Below are 20,228 nucleotides of genomic sequence, written 5' to 3'. Positions count from 1 at the left end.
CCCAAAAGAGAAAGGGGGTGATAGTATCAAACGAATTTTGATGTTTCTCTTGGCCTTGATCACAACGATGATAGTAGGAGTAAATATAGCCATAGCAGAGGAATACCGTTACGATATTGATACGTTGGATGGAATCAACCAGGGCAAGACCACTGCAGTAGTGGATATTATAAAACATGAGATCCACTTGCCGAAATATATGCCCAACATGGTTGATTTTCTAGGCGATAGCCTTGAATACATCGTCTTGACTCCAGAAGGCGTAAAAAGAGTCAATACTGACGGCAGTATGGATACCGTAGTTGCGGCGAGTGTGTTAGACAATCCGGTATCAGCCATAGCCGGGACTTCAAATTGCCCCGATTTTATGATAGCGCATGGCAGTAATGTAACCCGTTATTCTTTTACAGGGAGCGGGTATGTTGTTAACCCCGTCCTTTCTTCGCAGGGCTACACGGAAATCCTGAGCGTGAGCACAAACGAATTAGATCATGCAGTATTAACCGACACAGCAAGCTACATGGCTTTTACTGGCAGCGAAATGGCAGAGGCATTCAGCGTAGGAGGCTTAACCAGCCCTATTGCCATGTCACTGTTTAAAGATCATTACGGCATGGCCGTAATAGACGGTGAAGAAGTGAAATACTTCAAGAACGGCTCCCTTTCTCATTCGATGACCGGACTCACCAATGCTTTCAGTATATCGGCAGCCGATGGAGGGAATCTGGCTATAGTAACTGATAAACAAGTCAAACACTACAATCTACTTAACGACACGCTTATGGAGAACTCTTTTTTGTCCATAACGACAGGTCTTACTATGCCAACTTGTGTTGCGCTTCGTCCGGGCAGTTATGACCGCCTTGTGGTCGATGGCAATATTGTCAATTATTATATGTGGGATGGGACAGGGTTAGTATTAAATCCTACAATGTCAAAGACTATAACAGGCTTGCAGGACTTAGGCAGTTACATACCTAGTGCGGCAGCCGAATCAAAAATCTATTCTTCCGTACAGGATATATCACATATCAAACTTTATATTGACGATCCTATCGGCCACACACAGCAAGCTGGAACTAGTGTAGATTGGTTTGTTACCGCCAAGGACGGGGAGAACGACTGGCAGCCGGCCGAGCTGGGTAAATGGACTGAGGTTGTCCCCGGCAAAAAACTAAGGTGGAAAGCAGTCCTCAAAACAACCGAAAGGGACAACACCCCAATTATTTACCCCACCATTGTCTTACAGACAAACAGTAAACCGAACCCACCCACGATTGATGCTCCGCCCACAACCGGGTCTGACCGCTGTTATCTGGATTCTACTCCCGTAATCCGGTGGACATTCAATGACACTGATACGGGAGACTCTCAAGGAGGATTCCAGGTAATAGTCCGTGCCAACGGAGTAGTAATCGAAGACTCAGGATACATCCCCGGCTCTGCCAATGAGTATATTGTTGATTCCGGCAATACCGGGAAACTTTATGAATCCGGGACAAATGTATTCACTGCAGAAGTTGTGACTAAAGACGAAGCAGGAGTTGCTTCAGACCCGAGTACGAAACAATTCTGCGTGATAGCCTTCGACCGGCCTTATGTGGAAGTTATTGCTCCGCCTTCATCTGGATTCACCCCTAAGGACTGCACCAAAGACCTCTTGCCCGGTACAAAGGCGGGGGGATTGGTGAAGGTTAGGGCATACAGTGTCGGAGTGAGCACAGCAGGGTTTACATTCCCGTATCTTGCTGAACAATCAACTATTGTGGAGCCGCCGAAGAAAATTGAAACTAAGGGAAGTAACTACAGGTGGGAGGCCAGTTTCTATACTGAAGCGAATCCCGATATATGCCCTGAAGGGACTATCGTAAACGGATATTTCACCGGTGACGGGATTCCCAACCTGATGTATCTCAACGATACTCCTGTATCTGAGATGCCCGCCAAGTGGTGGCAGTGGGAGGGATACCGAAAATGGGCTGAAGGAATAGTAAGGGTCGGCGAGTCAATGTATGAAAACTGGTCGGTAGTTTTAAGGGGCAGAGAAAACTAATCAGATTTTCCAAAGAGGGGCATACGCCCTCTTTTTTTTAGGTGGTGCTATTCTACAAAAGCAAGGAGGGAGTATTATCTACCGGTATATGCAAATGCTGCACCAACATGACCCGCAAACATTGTTACACTCCAGTAGAGTTGCTGAGTTGAGTTTACAAATTGGTGAGCAGATCGACCTAACACACAATGAATTAAGGAATCTAGTAATATCAGCATTCTTACATGATATAGGGAAAACACTAATATCCGCAAATGTCTTGAATAGCCCCGATCCATTGACAGATTCCGAATGGGAGGAAATGAAAATGCACCCCGTATGGGGAGCAAAGATGTACGAAGGTGATTCTAAAATTAAAAAGGGCATTGTGTCCCACCATGAAAATTTCGACGGAACTGGTTACCCCTATGGCCTTAAAGGGGAGAAAATCCCCTACACCGGGCGGATAATCGCTATTGCCGACTCATTAGACGCGATGACTGCTGTCCGTGCATATAAAACACAGATCAGCGTGGACGATGCGATCAAGGAAATCATAGGCTGCGCTGAAACCAAATACGACCCCTATATTATCAAGGCTATCTATAACAAGAACATATTTAATTCACTAAAGCCATTCATGTTCACATCAGAAAGGAGAAATACACCTTGCATAAAATCGGACTTGATGTTGGGTATGGCAATACCAAGATAATCACCGGCAGTAAAAGAATCTGCTTCCCCTCCCTGGCAAAACCGGGAGAGAAGATCAACATGGATAAGATTCTATCCGCTGCTGGTGATTATGTATCAACTATCAACGACAAGACATGGTACATAGGCCATATGGCCGCAAAAGAGAGCCGTTTCGCCATTAGAGCCTTTGACGATGCAGAAAGGTTTAACAACCCCGCTTTCCAAGCCATGCTCGCCACCGCGCTGGCGGTAAGCACAAACGGAGAAAGCGAAGTCATGCTGGTGACGGGGCTTCCCCTATCTTCCTACAGAACATCTCAAGAAGAATTTCAAAAGTTTCTCACTGGGTTTTCCGCTAGAGTTGAGATTGGCGGCGAAGAAAAACACATCAGGGTCCAGCAGGCATTTGTTTTCCCCCAGGCAGCGGGAGTTTTTTTCAATCCCAACTACAAATCCAGCAGCGATATCAGCGCGGGGGATTTAGTTACCATCATGGATATCGGCTACCGAACTACTGATGTGGCTACATTTGAATACACTGGGGAAAAGTACGAACTCATGCTAGAACATTCATTCACTGCCGACACTGGTATGGTGACTGCCTTCAGAGCTTTGGCTGCCAAGATGGCGGGGGACAATAAAATGTTCGCTGTCTCATTAGAAAGCGCGGAGAGAGAATTTTTAAACGGAAACGGTTACAAAGAAATCAGCGAAACCATCAGCCGTGAAACTGTAGATTCTATTGCTGAAGCCTACAAACTTAACGGGCCAAGCAAGGAGCGCAGGACACACATCATTGCGGCTGGCGGTGGCAGTATCGCACTAAAAAAGACTCTAACCAAACAGTTCCCCGGCATAGTGTTTCTTGAAGATGCCCAGTTTGCTAATGCCATAGGCTTTTATGATCTGAGCAAGAGGCTGGATATTAACATTGTAGGGTAATACAGCGTCGCAAGGAAAGCCTGGATTAGTCGGAGGCAGAAGGCGATTCGCGACTAAGTTTGTGTCTTACAAATAATGACAACAGGTTTTTTGCCAACCTGCGACACAAAGCGAAAAGTAAAAACACCTTGAAGCCTGGAGTATCAAGACTTCTCCTGCGACACAAAAAGGAGCTTTTTATGAAAGTTAGAGTAAACCTATCTTTTCCTGACAATCACCCTATTTCTCAGCTTGATAAAAAAAAGCGGGCCGCCACTATTCACCGCATTATCTCCGACTGGTACAGCTGGGGAGAACGCCTACAACGGATCGAGGACAGCCTGGCCCGTATCGAGAACCGCCTGGAAGGTGGCACACCATCCCCAACCAATAAAGACGTAGACCATGAACGCATGAAAGACCAACTTATGATGGATATTTTGAATCTTAAATGAGAGAGGAGGGGCTAATGCTGCTTGCTGTTAATAGAAAAGACATGGTGGAAGCCTACAGGCTAATTGAAATAGCCCGAATGAAGACGATGGACATGATAATGCACCCAATAAATAAAGACGAATCCGTTACTAATGAATTGCTGGATGAACTGATTGCAACCGATGTTTACCCCGAATATATCAAGATCACTATTAGAGACATTCTTCCCCGAGAAGCTGATATACCTAAAACGACCTTGAGGGAGCATTGGTTGAGCCTAATGTTTCATGCGCTGAAAGACATTGATTGGAAGGCAGAAAAGGTTCTCTGTGTTATTAAAGTAATCAGTACAGCGTCATACTGGGACACGGATAACCGGGCATACAAATTTATCATCGACTCCCTGCGATACAAACAAATCATCCCCAATGACACCCATAACAATATTTCATATCTAGTAGTCGGCGGGGAAATAGACACAGAGAATCCTAGAACAGAAATCTATATCCTCGAACATCCCCAAGAACCTCTGTTTTTTCTGTCCAAAAAAGAACAGAAACACCGAAAAAAATAGAGGTATAAAACCACAATAATTATCTTGCAGGGCTGTCCAAAAACCATTAAAAATTTGTCCAAATCGCTGTCCAAAACGCACTTCTATTTTCTGCAGGTTAGGACAGTCCGAAATTAGTAGGTTTTGGACAAATAAACGCTGGGCAAACCCCTAGATAGTTCTTAGATTGGACAGCTTTTTAGAGAAGGAAAAAAGGCAGAAATTTAACTGTCCAAAAGTGGTGGGTAGTCTAACGGGGCAAAAACCTGCCTTATTGGTTTGGCCCAGACGGTAAGCGAAGCTACGGCTCCCCCCTCAGTAATTAGGACAAGGGACATTTGTCATTAAAACGGACGGGGAGAAGAAGTATTTCAGTAGCGATATTTAGGCAGAAGTCGCTCAGCAAGGTCGCCCTATCAGTAAAGATGTTATACGCATTAAGGGTAACCCCCGGTCAGTAATATTACCCCTCGCTCCGCAAGCCCCCGCCAGTAATAAAGGAGGTGAACGCAATCGAACTAACAGACAGCGACATCAACCTATTTAGACTCATAGCAACAACCGGCTGCTGCACCGTGGCCCAGGCCAGCAAAATCTACAACGCTGACAATAAATGGTATCACTACAAGCGAGTCCAACGCCTCCGTACTAACGGCTACCTTGCGAAAAAAAGCACATACTTGGAACTAACCAGTAAATCAGCCGAGGTCATCGGTGAGAACAAATATCGCTTCCGAAATCCCGATATGCGGGAAACAAGTATCGAACTGTCTGAAATAGTCCTGGCGGCTCAGTTAGAGTTCATAAGCAACCGCACTCTACGCACCCTATACAACCTGAATCGAAAAACCTTTTTCAAGGGCGCATTTCCTTTTGGTGGCAAACAGTATTTTCTCTACATTATGAGTGAGGACGCGAAAGCCAATTACTACGGCCAAGTCCAAGCCGAGTTAAAACTGCTATCGGTTTCAAACATTGCACCCCATGCAGTAATATTCGCTCCCAACCCGAAGGTTATGGCCGCATTCGGTGTAGGGACATTCCATCAGAAAGAACTCTTTTTGCTGCCATACCCAACGGGGCTTAACCTGTTTGTAAACTTCTTTAGCCCGCTGATACAAGAATACGTAAAATCATTCATCCCTAATGGTGCAGTAATATCAACCCACCCCCACGCCCATTACGAAACCGTGGCGAGTTACTACACTATCCTTATCCTTAACGACCTGGCTAAAAGAAGTGCGCTGGATGCTTACTATTATCTAGGCCAGCAAAAGCCAGTGACTATAATCTGCCTGGAATCACAACAAGAACTTTTTTCTAAGCACTATCCCCAGGCGAAAATCATCGCGCTTTCAGACATTAAAATCTACGAAAAGGAGAAGTTAAATGCTAACAACTGAAATTTGGCCGGAGGTTTACGCATCTCGGCAAACCAGAAACCCCTTGACTTGGACTGTAACCGGAGTAGAAGAACACAACGACTCTCTATGCCTGGTAGTATCCCAGGACCGCACCAAAGGCATCATTCCATTAGAGCAATCTGGCATCAACCTGATTGGCGATGACCGGACCATTAAAGGCCGAATCATGGCTTTAGTGGGTCAGCCGGTGACCTTCATCGTCACTCAGATCGACAAAGAGAATAATCTTTTCACAGGCGACCGCGCCCTTGCAATGGAAAAACAGGCCGCCAAAACCTGGCTCAATCTAAAGCCCGGACAAACCCGTTCAGCAATAGTCAGAAGAATCATCCGCAGAAGAAACAACAAAGGAAATCTGGTTGAAATCGGCATCGTCGTAGAGCTTGACGGCATCGAAACCTTCATACCCGTAAATGAACTCTCCCACGGCTGGGTGGAAGATATCAGCTCTATCGCTCAACCCGGCGATACCATAGACACTTATGTTCAAGAGACAGACCAAGAGAAACAAAAAGTCTTTTTATCCCTAAAAGAACTCCATGAAAACCCCTGGCCCTCATGCGCGGATAGATACATCAAAAACTCTGTCTATGTGGGAACCGTCACTGGCATGGTCGATTATGGAATCTTCGTTGATTTAGAACCAGGTGTGAACGCGCTCTGCCGCCATATGAAGTCTGGTCGGGTAAACAAGGGCGATTTAGTCGCCATTGCCATCATCAGTATTAATCCTGAAGAACAAAAAATATTTGGAGCCATCACCAGGCTGGTTCGCAAAGGTGCGTAATGTCCCAGTTTTCTATACTGCAAGACTACAAACTTAAAGCCTATCCCACCAACATAAGACCCCCAGGTCACCTCACCGCATGGGACAAAAAAACTTTAGCTTTCTTATCCCAGGTGGGGGCCGCCGCCTACTTCCAGATCGCGCCTATAGGCCGCGACCGGCAGAAATTAGACGCGCTGCACCGGGCCGGTTTATGCTTCAAATATCAGCTTCAGGGTGAAAAGAAAATCAACGTATCAGCAGCCAAACACCATAACAGCGTCAAAGACATCCTCAAGTCGCTTATTGTTACCCAGCTTGTCAAACAGTTCAATATCCCTCTAGAGGTAAGACCCGGCGAGGGAATTATCCATTCAGTAATATACATCAATACCAACGCCTATCCGGTGATCGTGTTAAGACACGGGGACCCGGTGTCATTGCTGCCGTTCATGGCCTGTAACTATGAAAGGCTGATAATCATATCCGAGCAGTACCACCCCGAGTTTGATAAAATCACCATACCGGTAAGGATAGCCTTAGACGAAAACTTACTATCAGACCGTTTTCACTTCATTCTCCCCGGCGGGAATCGAGAATATTTTGCTTGCGATAACCTTTAAATAGTGGTATCCTATATGCAGAATATATTAGTGCTCAAATGCACCCCAAAATCACTTACTCTGGCACACGCCGGACTTAGAAATAACCGATGAGCGGAACTAATCGGTAAATTTTCAAAAGATAATGTGCATAATGCTTTAAGAGAACCTTTGTGTAACAGCAGAGGTTCTTTTTTGTTCCAAATCTTTAAAATAATGTGCAAAACCAATTTGTGGAAGGTGGCCATATTCGCATCTACGGACACCCCTGGTCGCAATGGAGTATTCTTAAAAGTCCGCAACGCGGGCTTTTGTTATTAGAAAGGAGCTTTTTTATGAAAGTTCAAACCAAGTACGCCGCAGTAATTGACGACCTTTCCCTAATAATGGGAGGCCGGTACAAAACCACTGGCTACAGCAAATCCATCCCTAATATCGCCGGAAGTAGTCATTATATTATCCATCCTGGAACAAAAAACTTAGTCGAAGACTTAGGCGCGGTCCCAGCTATGAATAAGTTCCCTGAATTAAAGCCGGGGCAAAAAGTTTTGTTTCTTGATGTCTTTAAGCCGTATTTCACAGTCTGGTCGTTCGTCCGAGAATAAGCCGGGTTCCCCGGCGCAGAAGGTTTCACTAAGACCTCCTGCGCGGGCGAATCTAATCATGCGTCCCGTTTATTTATTGGGCGCAGTATATAAATTGGATCGCATGATCCATTGTCTCAGTACACACTGGGAATAAATATTCGTACCCTGGAACAATCCGGGAGAAAGGAGATTAATTAAGTCTCAATGGGACACGCGTCCACAGTAAAATCATTAAAATCAATAATAGGAGGAATCAAGACATGAATGTCAACAGTATCAATCTAGTAGGTCGTCTGACCAATGACCCCGAGGTATCCTATGTCGGGGAAAAGAACACCGCCAAGGCAGTTATGACCGTTGCCGTAAACCGTATCGGCCAGAAGGACAAAACTGACTTCATCCTAGTCGAAGTTTGGGGAGTCCAGGCCGAGAATGTAGGCAGATACCTTGTTAAAGGACAAGAGGTTGCTGTTACCGGCTCCATGCGGGTAGATTCCTGGAAAGACAGGGACGATAAGTGGAGAAGCAAAGCCTATGTAGCTGCAGATAAGGTACAGTTCGGCAACAAGCCAAAAACAGAAGAATTGGAAGAAATACCGTTTTAATTTGGGGGAATTTAGTATGATTGATAATCATACATCGGGTATGATAAGATTGGTTCGGGAGGCGATAACGATGCCGAGAATCACGGTAAGTTTGCCTGAAGAACAACTTTTATACCTTAATCAATTAGCCAAACAATGGGATACAACCCGTAGCGGAGCTGTGTTAAAAATCTTAGAAAAACATCAGAAAAAGATTCAGGAACAGCTAATGGTCGAGGGATACAAGGAAATGTCACTTCTTAACCAAGAAGAAGCAAACCTTGCTTTCCCTGCCCAGGCGGAGGTGGTCCTGCGTGATTAATCGCGGGGAGATTTATATTGTGGACTTTAGTCCAGCAAGAGGTAGCGAGCAGGCGGGTTTAAGCCCCGCCCTTGTTATTCAAAACAATACTGGTAATAAATTTAGTCCAACTACCATTATCGCTACAATAACCACTACACATAGGTCGTTCCCCTTCATGGTTAATCTAAACGCTGGCGAGGGCGGTCTACCTAAATCTAGTTCAGTAAACTTGGCGCAGATATTAACTATTGACAAAAGCCGCTTGACTCAAAAGCTAGGTAAGCTAGAAAACGAACGTATGAGAGAAGTTAACCAAGCAATAAAACTCAGTTTAGATTTGTCCTAACAAAAAACATTTTTAGATTACACAACAGAGGCCAGATGTTTTTATCGGCCTCTTTTTGTGTTTCTGACTAAAGGAGGATTATCATGTTTACACCGGCAACAATCGAACTTATCAAAAAAACCGTTATCCCTAAAGGCGCAACTGAGGCGCACATCAAACTATTCCTCTATCACGCCGAAAAATACGGCTTAGACCCTCTTACTAAAGAAATCGTCCTTGAAATCAGGTCTTCTAAAACCGGTCTAAAGCCCCTTATCATTACTACCCGCGATGGCTATTTGAAGGCCGCCATGAAAGACCCCAGCTACAACGGAGTTAACGGCGGAGTAGTCAAAGAGGGCGACATATTCGAGATTAACCCCACCGAAGGAACCCTCAAGCACACTTTTGGGGCAAAGCGCGGCAAGATCACAGCAGGATGGGCTGTAGCCAAGGCCAAGAACCGTGATCCAATCATGTTTATAGCGGATTTTGACGAATATATGGAGGCTAACAGCTCCAGTTATGTATGGAAAGATTATCCCAGTGCCATGATACAGAAAGTTGCTGAAATTGGCGCGATTAAACGCCAATTCAACATCACTGGCATGGTAGGGGCCGAAGAAATCGAAACGGTAGAAACCCCACCAGAAGCTCCGAAGCCGCCAACAGAAGTCCCGAAACCGGTGGAAAATCCTTCAGCAGAGGTCCCAAAACCGGCGGAACCCCCGGAACCCCCGGTGGAGACCCCGGAACCGCCAACAGATGCCTCTCCAGAATCCCCACCAGCAAAAGAAGAAAAATTCATCTTACTTCTAACTGAAAAACCCGTGTTAAAAAGCAAACAGTATACCGCCCAGGCGGTTTTATATTATCCAGAAAGCGATGCCCCTGTTACTTTAAAAGCCTCCCAAAAAATCGGTGAAATACTCACCACTACCGAAGGGATGGCCTTAGAAGTCACAGGTAAGTTGAAAGACAACATCTTAGTTGCCACTTCAGTAAAAGTCCATGATGACGAAACCAGCGAAACCGAAGCTGGCGATACCAACGACGGCGAAATAGGTAATGTCGTGGTGTTAACTTCTGCTCCCAAAGACGGCAAAATCCCCTATAACGGCGAAGTTGTCGTCCGCCCTTGGGCTTGCTGCAAATACAAAGATAGGGAAGCCCTGGTTGTGGGAAACGCTTTAAAAGCCCACAAACCGCACGATGTCCTCGACATAACCATCGCCGATCAAATCGAGAAAGACGACAAGCTGATGATATTCGTCAGCGAAGCCAGAAAAGTTAGTTAATTTTGCAGCCGCCTCCTCCGGGGGGCGGCTTAATATCGGAGGTGAAAATATTGTTAGTCAGTATAACCAAAGCCAACATCACCCTGGCGAATTACAAAATGGCCGAGGACCAGATTCTAACCATCGGTGCTAACGGAGATAGAATACTAGTGGAATATCTCTCCCGTTCAAACGGCAAGCCCGAAGTGATAATATTCCAGCACACAGAAGACAAAATCTTGGCCTGGCACAACTGCCAAGCCGCAAAAAGCAATTACGCCAACGCCTGTTGGCACTTGGCAATATCAGACATCCTTTATAATAGTGGCCCCTGCCAAATCGACCTTATTGGGGAACCAGACCAGTTCTGGGCCACTAAAGACCTCACTCAGGAATTCATGCCCCGTCCTGGTAAGTTTCAAACCGTAGAGCTTTCAATCGAAGGCCCCGACCCAATCCCGACAGAAATAGATATCCCCGAAAAACATAAATCGTTGCGCCGCTTCCGGTTGCCGAAAACACTTTTAGATAAAGTCATCGCATTTCGGGAACGGCAGGAACAAAGACTTACTGGTGAACAAAAGCTCCGCATTCCCCAAAACGTAAACTACATCCCTCAAAACGCGGAAGTCACCTATGCAGTATCAGCCTTGTTGTACGATACTTGGTCGCCGCCCCTCTTGATGGGACCCAAAGGCTCGGGAAAATCCACTCTGGTAGAAGCCTTAGCTGAGATTCTACATCTCCCTATTTGCAGAATCTCCGGCGGTATAGATATTAATGCAGATTATTTGTTAGGCTGCAAGACATTGATTCCAGAAGAAACCGCCCCCGCAAAACTTATCGCCAAGATCGGGGTAAACTGCGCCAAAGTTGGCGAACCCCTGACTGTCGAAGAACTAAGGCAACTCTCTGGCGGAAACGCCACCATGAGGGTAGCCCACGAACCGGGTGTCCTATTAGAAGCCATTACTAACGGTGAATTGATACTCATAGATGAAATCAATGTCTTAATTCCCGAAGTAACTTCCATTCTCCACACCTTATTAGATTGGCAGCGCACCATCACTGTATCAGGTCTGGGCGAAGTAAAAGCCCACCCAGACTTTAGACTGGTTGCAGCTATGAACGTAGGCTACATGGGAACCAGACCTTTAAACAACGCCTTCAGGGACCGTTTCCGTGGCATCCAGGTACAAGGTGTTTCCCGCGAAACCCTTATGGAATTGCTGCAAGAAAGAGTTGCCGAAGATACCGCGAGAAAACTGGCTGATATATACGAGGCATTATACGAATCAGTATACAGCCCCACAGGAGCCACCCTGTCCGAGAACTGTATATCTTTAAGATCACTTCTTAGAGCAGCGGAGGAAATCTCTATGGGGATTGCCTCTCAAAAAGAAATCATCATCTCATGTTTGACTGAATCTTTAGAGAGCGCATCTGAGCGCACCCAGGTTAAGGATTTGATTGAAATGAGATTATAGGAGGTAGTCATGAAGCTAGACCGCCACTTTTTTGAGATTCTCAGGACGCGCATGGAGAACATTCTCCGCGCGCTTTCCGGGAACAGGAAAGCATACATTATCTTTGGCGATAGAATCGCCACTGATATCAAAAACACCGTGACCTTAAATCCTCGGGACAGTATTATTCCGGGAGTGAAGGCCAGCCTCGCTGAACTTTATCTTTTTTATAAGGCTTGCACAGCACACGAAGGCTCGCACATTCGCTACACATCCCTTACAGCCTGGAAAAAAGCTTGCAAGAAAGGACCCATCTTTCAGCATTTAACAAACATCATAGAAGACGGCAGAATCGAAGCTGCCATATCAGAAGTCCTTCCCGGAGCTGGAAGGTGGTTGAAATTCAACAATAACTACATCTTTAATCACCGTAAAGACTACGGGACTGGAAGCCAGGCATTCTTGGGAGGATTGGTCGCTTACTCAGTAGTGGGCCAAATCCCCAAGGTAGACCCCAAGATCACCAGATTGATCAAACTGGCCGCGCCCTATGTCGATATCGGCAAGGCAGCAGCCTCAACCGAGGAAGTTCTTGATGTGGTAGAGGAAATCCTAACGATTCCTGAAATCAAAGAGCTTCTGGAGTCAATGCCGCCAGAACCGGTAGAAGGAGATAAAGGCACACTCAACCCAGAGAAATCAACCCCATCAGTAAAAACCAAATCCCGCGCCGAAAAAGCTTTGACAATCATATCAAAAAGAAAATCCGACAAGAAACCCGATAAACCGGTGGGAGAATCCGGCAAAGAATCTGAAGATACGGTCGGAGAACTCGATAAAATCGGGGAAAGTGGCGGTAAATCATCGAGAAGTCATACAACAGACGAAACGAGACTTATTCTAGTAAAACATCTTCGATAAACTCCATCCGATGAATCTTCTCAGAAGAACCAGAACAACCAAGCAAAATCAAAGAATCGAAAAAGCCTTTTCCAGAAGATCGGAAGATCAGACAGGCAAGGAATTCACTTAGTGATTCAAGCAGTGAATCTGGTACGAAGATATCCAGGCGAAACTTAACCGAATCTGCAGAAGAACGAAGAACCTGAAGAAACCCTTTCTCGCAGAAGAACCTGGCGAAGAATCTGAAGAAGAACCAAGAAGAATCTGACAAAGAACCTGGTGAAAACATTGAATGCCCAGCGAAAGAATCTGATGAACAAGGAAGATGAATATTTTCTGCAGAAGTCCTAAAGACGACTTTGAGGACCTCACGAAAGCTAGAGAAGAATTAGACATCATCTCTAGCGACATAAAAGAACTTAAAGAATCCGAGCGCGAAGTTGACCCTGCCAAAGAGAAAAACATCACGGGTATCCACACAAAAGTAATATACACGAATTATTTTCCTCAGATAACTCCACATTAAAAAAGCAACGAAATAATTGCAAAACTTATTGAAATCAGAATGAAACCAAGAAATCCTACGATATCCGAGGACTTCACCGGGGCAGACTACACGCCGGATCGCTTTATAAACTAGCCATACCTGACCCCACAGTATTTACTAAACGGACTATCCCAGGGGACATCCCCGAACTGGCAGTCTTTGTATTAGTAGATTTATCCGGGTCAATGGGTGCCGGAACAAGAATGGAATCAGCAAAAAACGCCACCTGCGTATTATCAGAAACCTGCCGGGCGTTAAAGATCACCCACAAAATCAGCGGGTTTTTCGCAGCACCACGCCTCCTCAGTGTCTATCTCAAAAGCCAAATCGATTGCAGCGAAGATTCGTCTCCGATAGCCCATTTTGATGCGATGAGAAACCGCGATGGCTATTCGAGTGCGACTCGTTCCTAATGAAAAGTTTAGGCATGATAGCAAGATGGAGAACTGATAACCCAAAGGTGGAATGACGGGGACCCTGAAACGCTACCTGAAATACTCCAGCGGCAAATGAAGCCCGGAGAAGTCGGCTGAAGTAACTGAATTGAGTAATCAATACGAAAGCGTCAGGAGTGGATGGTTTACCTATAGGCCGGGGTCTACAAAATATCTATGTTAGAATTGGTAAAACATGACGAATCTGCGAATGTGGTCTAAAAGCCAAATGTGTAGAAATGATACCCTGTTGTGTTAGTGTGGTGGGTAATTTGAGTTATGAACACCATAGTGTTACAGGCACTATGCTAACAGGCTCAAAGCAGAACCCGGATATGCATAGATAAGTTATCGGAACGAGGAAGCTGCCGAGTTGAAAACAATAAACTGACGAAGAAAAATGAGTTGATCGGCGAGTGAAAGCGGAGCACGACCGAAGAAGTCTTGTAATGAAGATGAAGAACAGCCTCTAGCATTCAAACCAAAACTATGGATGAACAAAGGGTTACAGTAAGACCAAAGGATCACTCTAAAACAAGGAAAGAGGTAGATCCTTAATACTATGAAAATAAACAATCTTAGGCACAACGGTATGGACTCCAGGATACTTTTGACAACCTATATAAAGAAATGTGAAGGTAAAATTTTGACAACCTTATGGAAGTCATCACCAGCCATGAAAACATACTTTGGCATATAGGAATATCAAAAGCACCAGGAGCAACACCCCTGGAACTGACAATTAACCATAAATCAGTCGGCAAATGCCGTCCGAATGGTTGATAAGTCCGAGAATACTAAAAACTACCATAGAGCAGTCCGTCGTAAAGATATCCCCAAGCCCAACGAAAGAAAAACTCGCAGGAATTCCGTGTATATGGACAGGTTATACAGCAATGTAAAAGTCCTTGAACCAATCTCGAAACAAAAATTCAGCGATAGGTCGTTCCAGACCCAATAGAAGTAGTGAAACGGCTATTGCTCAAACTATCATATATACGACAAGGGTTAATTACGCTATAGATTCGATATCAAAGTTCGACAATGTAAACCATCGAAATGAATAATGTGGTCATTGGGTATAAGGATAAACCTTGCTATATATAATCGAAAAATTCTTCGCACCATCCAAATGCCAGATAACGTTATCAGGCCTAAGGGAACCCCAAATCCTATCGCCATTGCTATAACAAGTTCTAAATGAACTGATAAATGATAAAATAATGGACCAATCCAGTAAGACTCATAGCATCCCAGTAAAACGGAACAATCAATTACCAATGGATACACAGCCATGAAGAAAACCAATCTGAAAGAAATGTATATAGTAAGATAGACGACTTTAGAACTTCTGTCGAACAAGAATCAAAACGTAGCCACGAAATGGTTAGAAAAGGTGAAGCTGGAAATATCGCCCGAAAAACTAGAGTTGTCAATCTGAAACGACAATATGAATTGGTTTTCAAAATTAAAGTTCAAAACAAAGGCAGCAAACAAGTTAAATCACGCACTTAGTGATAAAGCAAGAAAACGCTACCTTAAAATTAAAGCAACAAGTCAAAAATGCGAAGACCCAAAGATGATAAAGCGAATACCAGAACTGCAAAGAGTTCAAATGGTCTTAGGATTAACATTATCGCATAGCCACTAACATTAATCTGAGCATAATAGGCAGAGTTGCCATAACCACCAAAACCGTTTAAGAAGTAGGTTACAAAAAGAAATAAAAGATTTGAACAACGCAATAACAAGACCTTTACGGGAAATCCAAACAGATGCGATACCTGATGGACATCCAATGGCGGTTGTAAGCTATGTTCAAACCAAAATCTATGCAAAGAAGCGATCTATCAATACACAGAAGGCGAAAGGAAATTCACAAAATCTTGCAATTAGACCAAGTACTACAATATCTGATGTTAAACCCTGTAATGGAACAATCATTAGAATGCGACAATCGTATTTTATTCGTAAAAGGCAGGTGCGCCATAACAAGGAGAACATGGACTACGATGACATTCACTGTCATCATCCGCCAAAGTAGGTGGAGCCGATAAATATCAAAACCCGATGATCAATAAACAGTCCATCAACTAATCCATGCAACGATACCTGCACCATTGATAGAGTGCCTTATGCTAGACGAAAAACAGATTGCGAAGGCAACAAATCGAACAAAATTCAGTTGAACCCAAGATTGATCACCAAGTATAATCCATAGAAATTGACTTGAATGCCGATGGAACGCTGAGGTGAAAGTCACGGTGTGGGGGAAAATAGAAGATAACTTCAAAAGCCTTACCTATCCCTATTTCGCCACTAACGAGCTTTCGATGCGCTCAGAGCCTAAAAAAGTCCTGTTCGTATTATCAGATGGTTCGCCCCGCCACGGAGGAACCGGTTATATGGGTAGCCTCGGCGAGAACGACACCAAACAGGCCGCCCTCGAAGCCAAAAAGAGAGGAATCAATCTGATTTCTCTTTTCTTCGGTAGCAGCAGCGAACTGCCAGAGTTCATGTATATGTATGAAAACCCGGCGTATGTAGACGACCTCAATATGCTCCCGATCAGGTTGGGAGAAGTATTTAAAAGGGTCCTGTTAAATTAACAGGACCCTTAATCAAAGGAGGAACATCATGTACTCATTTTCAGGCTTATCCACCACCCTGCCCGACAAATACGGGTGCTGGCATAAATTCTATTGCAGATACGTTCTCAAACTTCCCAGCAGTCCCGGATTGCCCTTAATATTCGGCAAGGCTTGCCACTCGGTAATAGAAACCGCCATCAAAGCCAAAGACGCCGAAATCATCCCCATGTTAGTCGATGTGGCCGCCGGTTCCAACGACCTTGACGATGAAAAAGAAACCCTAAACAAATGTGTGTGCGCAAATGCTGTTCATGCAGCCATAGAAGACGGAGGAGAAGTTGAGGAATACTTCCAGTTTCCTCTGGACGATTCACCCTTCGCGCCTTCTTTAAGGGGCTTTATCGACCTCAATCAGAAGAATGGCAAAGCAATGATAATCACCGACTGGAAAACCAACCGGAGCACTTATCACCCCACTGATACTTACCAGTTGGGATTGTACGCCGCCGCGATGAAAAAGAAACACGGCCTCCCCGTGATTGGCCGACTGGCCTTCTTGAGGTTCAACCAGGTAATCGAACACGAATATACCGAAACCGAAATAAACGAAGCCTTGGAATGGGCCAGAGACACCGCATACGAATGCGAGGCCCGCAAACAACGGGTGGAAATGGGACAAGACCCTTCAGAAGTCTTTCCCAAAAGCCCCGGCAACTGCGTATGGTGCGACTATAAAAACTTTTGTCTGGCACCAAAAACAGAAATCCCAGAAGCCATTCTAACTCATGAAGATGCGAAAAAAGTCGCCCACGGGATAATGCTCACCAAGGAAAAAATCAAGCTCCATGAAGACCGGCTAAAAAAGTACATCACTACACAAGGCTCGGTCGAGACTCCGCAGATTAAGGCTGAAGTCAATACCTCAGAATACTTCCGCTTTGACCTAAAAGCCCGCAGGGCTGTAGTAGAAAAGATGCAGAGACAAAAACTCGACATCGGCAGCATCCTAAAAATCGGGTCCGATGCCCAGAAAGACTTAATTAACAAACACGGCTGGAAAGAAAAAGACTTTTTAGATCTGGGGGCCACGATAGGCAAAACCGCTCGACTCAGTATTTCTAAGATATAGGTGGTGGTGCAATGTTCGACTTAGAAAAAATAGCCCAAAGCCTGGACTTACAACAAATATCCACCGCAGGCAAAGAGGTTATTTTTATTTGTCCATTCTGCGCCACCGAACGAAAAGCTTATCCAAAACTTTATGTAAACATCAGCAAAGGCGTGTTCTGCTGCCATCATTGCCATCTTGAAGGCAGCATAACCGACCTTTGGGCTATTCGGTGTGGTGTAGACACCAAGACGGCCTACAAACAAATGCTTGATTTAGTGCCTTTCAGTAATAACATCATCCGAGACGAACCAGTGTTTGTTAGGAACACAGAGAAACTAAACGCAGTCTACAGAGAGTTTCTAGCCCACTTGACCTTAAACCCCGAGCACCGTCAAGACCTGATACGCCGGGGATTACCCGAATCGAAACACCATTATTTCAAATCATTGCCTGAAGCTAAGGTCCGGTGGAACATCTGTCGTATGTTGAATAAAAAATACGGCCTGGCAGACGTTCCCGGCTTTAGGGAGAGAACTTCGCGCAAAGGCAAACCCTACTGGGACTGCATACCTTCAGGAATGCTCATCCCGGTAGTAGATGCATACGGGAAAATCTCCGGCCTTCAGGTTCGTAACCAGACCGAACCGAAATATACCTGGTTCTCTTATCCAGGGCAAACTAAAGCATCAGCTATCATAATTCCCGGCCAGGGAACCCCCTGGATCATCGAAGGGATACTGAAAACCTATATGGTCAAACACTTCTTACAGGTACCCTGCATAGGAATTCCAGGTACAAATACTTGGAAAACCATCCCCCTGGACATCATCCGGGGGGGGAGAATCGTAATCGCCTACGATATGGAGGATAACCCTCACACCATAGAAGCTAGAGACAAACTGGCCGCACACTTAAAACAACAAGGTTTTGAACCGGTCATCGCCGGGTGGAATAAAAGCTTAGGAAAGGGCATAGATGACGTATGCTTGACGCTCCTAAAATCAGGAACGACACCTACGCCAGAGTTTTTCCTGCCCGGCATAGTAGCTTAAATCTCACTCGAAAAAGACTCCCTGTTATCAATTCATGGGAATAAAGCTCATGTCTCCTGTCTGCTCCCTATTCAGGGCGCAGACGGGATCGCATGATCCCTTGCCTTGGTACTCGCCAGGTACAGAAATATTACCCTGGAACACTCCGGGCCTAAACACGCCGAAATAACGACCGCCAAATTACGCGAGTTGCAATGAGTTTTTAAGTTGGCACGCGCCACAGAAAGGAGTTTTTGATGAAAACTATTGAAATCAAGTATCCCACAGAAGTTCCAAAGCCCATTAAGGCCATTTTGGGGTCTTGGCCCGCAAAAGCCCTCTTGGTAATACTAGGGCTTGTGTATGCCCCGGTATTGCTTGTAGCTGTATTAGGAGTAGCGGCCGGCTATTATTATTCTCACTTCACCAAGAAGTCCGAAAAAACCCCCGCAGAAGGGAAAACCAACCCTTACGCTAACGCGAGTAAGCTCGAATCAAAACGAAGGGCTTCAACGCTAGTATTGGAGTAATTAAGCCGGGATTTCCCGGCGCAGCAGGTTTTAAAAAAGACCTCCTGCGCGGGCAAGTTCCTGCTCATACTATCCACCTGTTTACTTAAAATAGCAAATTGGCTGGATCGCATGATCCATTACCCCGGCATCCGCCGGGAATAAATATCATACCCCGGAACACTCCGGGAGAAAAGGAGCTGGTTTTATGTTGTTTAAAAAAGAAGATGTTTTAAAAGAGATGTTTTTTAAGTGTTCTTCTATCCAAGAAGGCATTGAAATGGCAGCCCTTGCCACAGACAGTTCAGTAAAAGAAACAAGAGAATTTTTTATGTCCTTCCCACTTCCGATCACAGATACCTTCGCGGCATATATTTATTGCTGCCGGTTAATGTTCAAACATGACGAGGGTATGTCTATCGAAGAATTAGCTGGAATAACTGGGAAAAGTCCCGAATCTATCAAATGGAACATCAACCTAGTAAAAAACATCCCGCCCGACAAAGTAGAATCCAAAACAAGCATAAGACTTAGACATGGTGTTCCCATCAAAACCAGAAGAACCCTGAGAAGGAGAGACAAAAAAGAACCCTTCTTAACGAAATGCCGGAAAGCAGCAAATATGAAAAAGGTTCTCAATGTGCTGGAAATCGCCGATACAATGGTAATCGACATCCACGATGCGCTTGTCTACACACGGGTAGGGGCTATCCCTGATTCATTGTTAAACAACCCGCTAGTAGACGTAAACGACCTTGTGGCCGCAGCAAAAAGCTCTAATCCCACCGAATATGTCCAAGAAGTCATTTCTCAAAAAGCCTCCGAGATTCAATTCAGTGAATTCGCTGGGGGTTTTCTTAATCTCGTAGCCGAGAATACCAACCTCTATCAAGAGAGATACCTGCTGCAAGACACAATAGAAAAACTCAAAGCTGAAAAGCAGGAACTCGAACAGGATTTGAAAGACCTGCGTAAAGAAAACAGGACGCTAAAAAAAGTTGTTTAGGAGGGATAGTATGCAGAGCGTGGTATCCTACCCGGAACGAGGCACTGGGGGGAAAAATACCTATCGGGGGAATTTTTCTCCCAAGTTTGTTGAAGACATAATTGATTTTTTCAGACCGGATTCG

Annotated in this window: 20 protein-coding genes; all 20 read left to right on the top strand. The window is 45.0% G+C overall.

The window, feature by feature from the left end; all coding sequences use genetic code 11:
• Positions 1 to 37: 37 nt before the first annotated feature.
• Entirely contained in the window at positions 38 to 2,053 is a 2,016-nt protein-coding gene (locus AC15IQ_RS02800) for a hypothetical protein (RefSeq protein WP_483177165.1), read from the top strand.
• Between the two features lie 88 nt (positions 2,054 to 2,141).
• Positions 2,142 to 2,747 carry an HD-GYP domain-containing protein gene (locus tag AC15IQ_RS02795; protein WP_483177164.1) on the top strand — a complete coding sequence of 202 codons (606 nt, stop codon included), beginning with the start codon at positions 2,142 to 2,144 and terminating at the stop codon, positions 2,745 to 2,747.
• Positions 2,702 to 3,670: a ParM/StbA family protein gene (locus AC15IQ_RS02790; RefSeq protein WP_483177162.1), complete on the top strand. Its 969-nt coding sequence runs from the start codon at positions 2,702 to 2,704 to the stop codon at positions 3,668 to 3,670. The genes AC15IQ_RS02795 and AC15IQ_RS02790 overlap by 46 nt, the downstream gene beginning before the upstream one ends.
• A 179-nt stretch (positions 3,671 to 3,849) precedes the next feature.
• The gene (locus AC15IQ_RS02785) at positions 3,850 to 4,104 is read left to right on the top strand and encodes a hypothetical protein (protein WP_483177160.1); all 255 of its coding nucleotides are present in this window, start codon (positions 3,850 to 3,852) and stop codon (positions 4,102 to 4,104) included.
• Positions 4,105 to 4,118: 14 nt separating this feature from the next.
• Positions 4,119 to 4,658 carry a hypothetical protein gene (locus tag AC15IQ_RS02780; protein WP_483177158.1) on the top strand — a complete coding sequence of 180 codons (540 nt, stop codon included), beginning with the start codon at positions 4,119 to 4,121 and terminating at the stop codon, positions 4,656 to 4,658.
• A gap of 482 nt (positions 4,659 to 5,140) precedes the next feature.
• Complete coding sequence (locus AC15IQ_RS02775; protein ID WP_483177157.1) at positions 5,141 to 6,040, top strand: hypothetical protein; 900 nt, start codon at positions 5,141 to 5,143, stop codon at positions 6,038 to 6,040.
• Entirely contained in the window at positions 6,027 to 6,848 is an 822-nt protein-coding gene (locus AC15IQ_RS02770; RefSeq protein ID WP_483177156.1) for a S1 RNA-binding domain-containing protein, read from the top strand. The genes AC15IQ_RS02775 and AC15IQ_RS02770 overlap by 14 nt, the downstream gene beginning before the upstream one ends.
• On the top strand, positions 6,848 to 7,450 hold the full coding sequence (locus AC15IQ_RS02765; protein WP_483177155.1) for a hypothetical protein: 603 nt from the start codon (positions 6,848 to 6,850) through the stop codon (positions 7,448 to 7,450). The genes AC15IQ_RS02770 and AC15IQ_RS02765 overlap by 1 nt, the downstream gene beginning before the upstream one ends.
• Positions 7,451 to 7,764: 314 nt before the next feature.
• A complete protein-coding gene (locus AC15IQ_RS02760) occupies positions 7,765 to 8,034 on the top strand; it encodes a hypothetical protein (protein ID WP_483177154.1) in 270 nt (89 codons plus the stop codon).
• 242 nt (positions 8,035 to 8,276) lie between these two features.
• Complete coding sequence (locus AC15IQ_RS02755) at positions 8,277 to 8,621, top strand: single-stranded DNA-binding protein (protein WP_483177153.1); 345 nt, start codon at positions 8,277 to 8,279, stop codon at positions 8,619 to 8,621.
• A 70-nt stretch (positions 8,622 to 8,691) separates the two neighbouring features.
• Positions 8,692 to 8,922 (top strand): hypothetical protein, encoded by a 231-nt coding sequence (locus tag AC15IQ_RS02750; protein WP_483177152.1) that lies wholly within the window; start codon positions 8,692 to 8,694, stop codon positions 8,920 to 8,922.
• Positions 8,915 to 9,250: a type II toxin-antitoxin system PemK/MazF family toxin gene (locus AC15IQ_RS02745; protein WP_483177151.1), complete on the top strand. Its 336-nt coding sequence runs from the start codon at positions 8,915 to 8,917 to the stop codon at positions 9,248 to 9,250. The genes AC15IQ_RS02750 and AC15IQ_RS02745 overlap by 8 nt, the downstream gene beginning before the upstream one ends.
• Positions 9,251 to 9,333: 83 nt before the next feature.
• On the top strand, positions 9,334 to 10,527 hold the full coding sequence (locus AC15IQ_RS02740; protein ID WP_483177150.1) for a RecT family recombinase: 1,194 nt from the start codon (positions 9,334 to 9,336) through the stop codon (positions 10,525 to 10,527).
• A gap of 50 nt (positions 10,528 to 10,577) precedes the next feature.
• Positions 10,578 to 11,993, top strand: a complete 1,416-nt coding sequence (locus tag AC15IQ_RS02735) for an AAA family ATPase (protein ID WP_483177149.1) — start codon at positions 10,578 to 10,580, stop codon at positions 11,991 to 11,993.
• A 9-nt stretch (positions 11,994 to 12,002) separates the two neighbouring features.
• Positions 12,003 to 12,893, top strand: a complete 891-nt coding sequence (locus AC15IQ_RS02730) for a hypothetical protein (RefSeq protein ID WP_483177148.1) — start codon at positions 12,003 to 12,005, stop codon at positions 12,891 to 12,893.
• 3,227 nt (positions 12,894 to 16,120) lie between these two features.
• Positions 16,121 to 16,465 carry a hypothetical protein gene (locus AC15IQ_RS02725; RefSeq protein WP_483177146.1) on the top strand — a complete coding sequence of 115 codons (345 nt, stop codon included), beginning with the start codon at positions 16,121 to 16,123 and terminating at the stop codon, positions 16,463 to 16,465.
• A gap of 28 nt (positions 16,466 to 16,493) precedes the next feature.
• A complete protein-coding gene (locus tag AC15IQ_RS02720) occupies positions 16,494 to 17,576 on the top strand; it encodes a RecB family exonuclease (protein ID WP_483177145.1) in 1,083 nt (360 codons plus the stop codon).
• 11 nt (positions 17,577 to 17,587) lie between these two features.
• Entirely contained in the window at positions 17,588 to 18,610 is a 1,023-nt protein-coding gene (locus AC15IQ_RS02715; RefSeq protein WP_483177144.1) for a DUF3854 domain-containing protein, read from the top strand.
• Between the two features lie 236 nt (positions 18,611 to 18,846).
• Entirely contained in the window at positions 18,847 to 19,119 is a 273-nt protein-coding gene (locus AC15IQ_RS02710) for a hypothetical protein (protein ID WP_483177143.1), read from the top strand.
• A 187-nt stretch (positions 19,120 to 19,306) separates the two neighbouring features.
• Positions 19,307 to 20,104: a hypothetical protein gene (locus AC15IQ_RS02705; RefSeq protein ID WP_483177142.1), complete on the top strand. Its 798-nt coding sequence runs from the start codon at positions 19,307 to 19,309 to the stop codon at positions 20,102 to 20,104.
• The last annotated feature ends 124 nt before the right edge of the window (positions 20,105 to 20,228 follow it).

This window comes from Syntrophomonas sp. DTU019 (assembly GCA_913757435.1).
Lineage (GTDB): Bacteria > Bacillota > Syntrophomonadia > Syntrophomonadales > Syntrophomonadaceae > DTU019.
The sequence above is the reverse complement of the archived record's forward strand: the minus strand, read 5'-3'. Positions and strand labels throughout refer to the sequence as shown.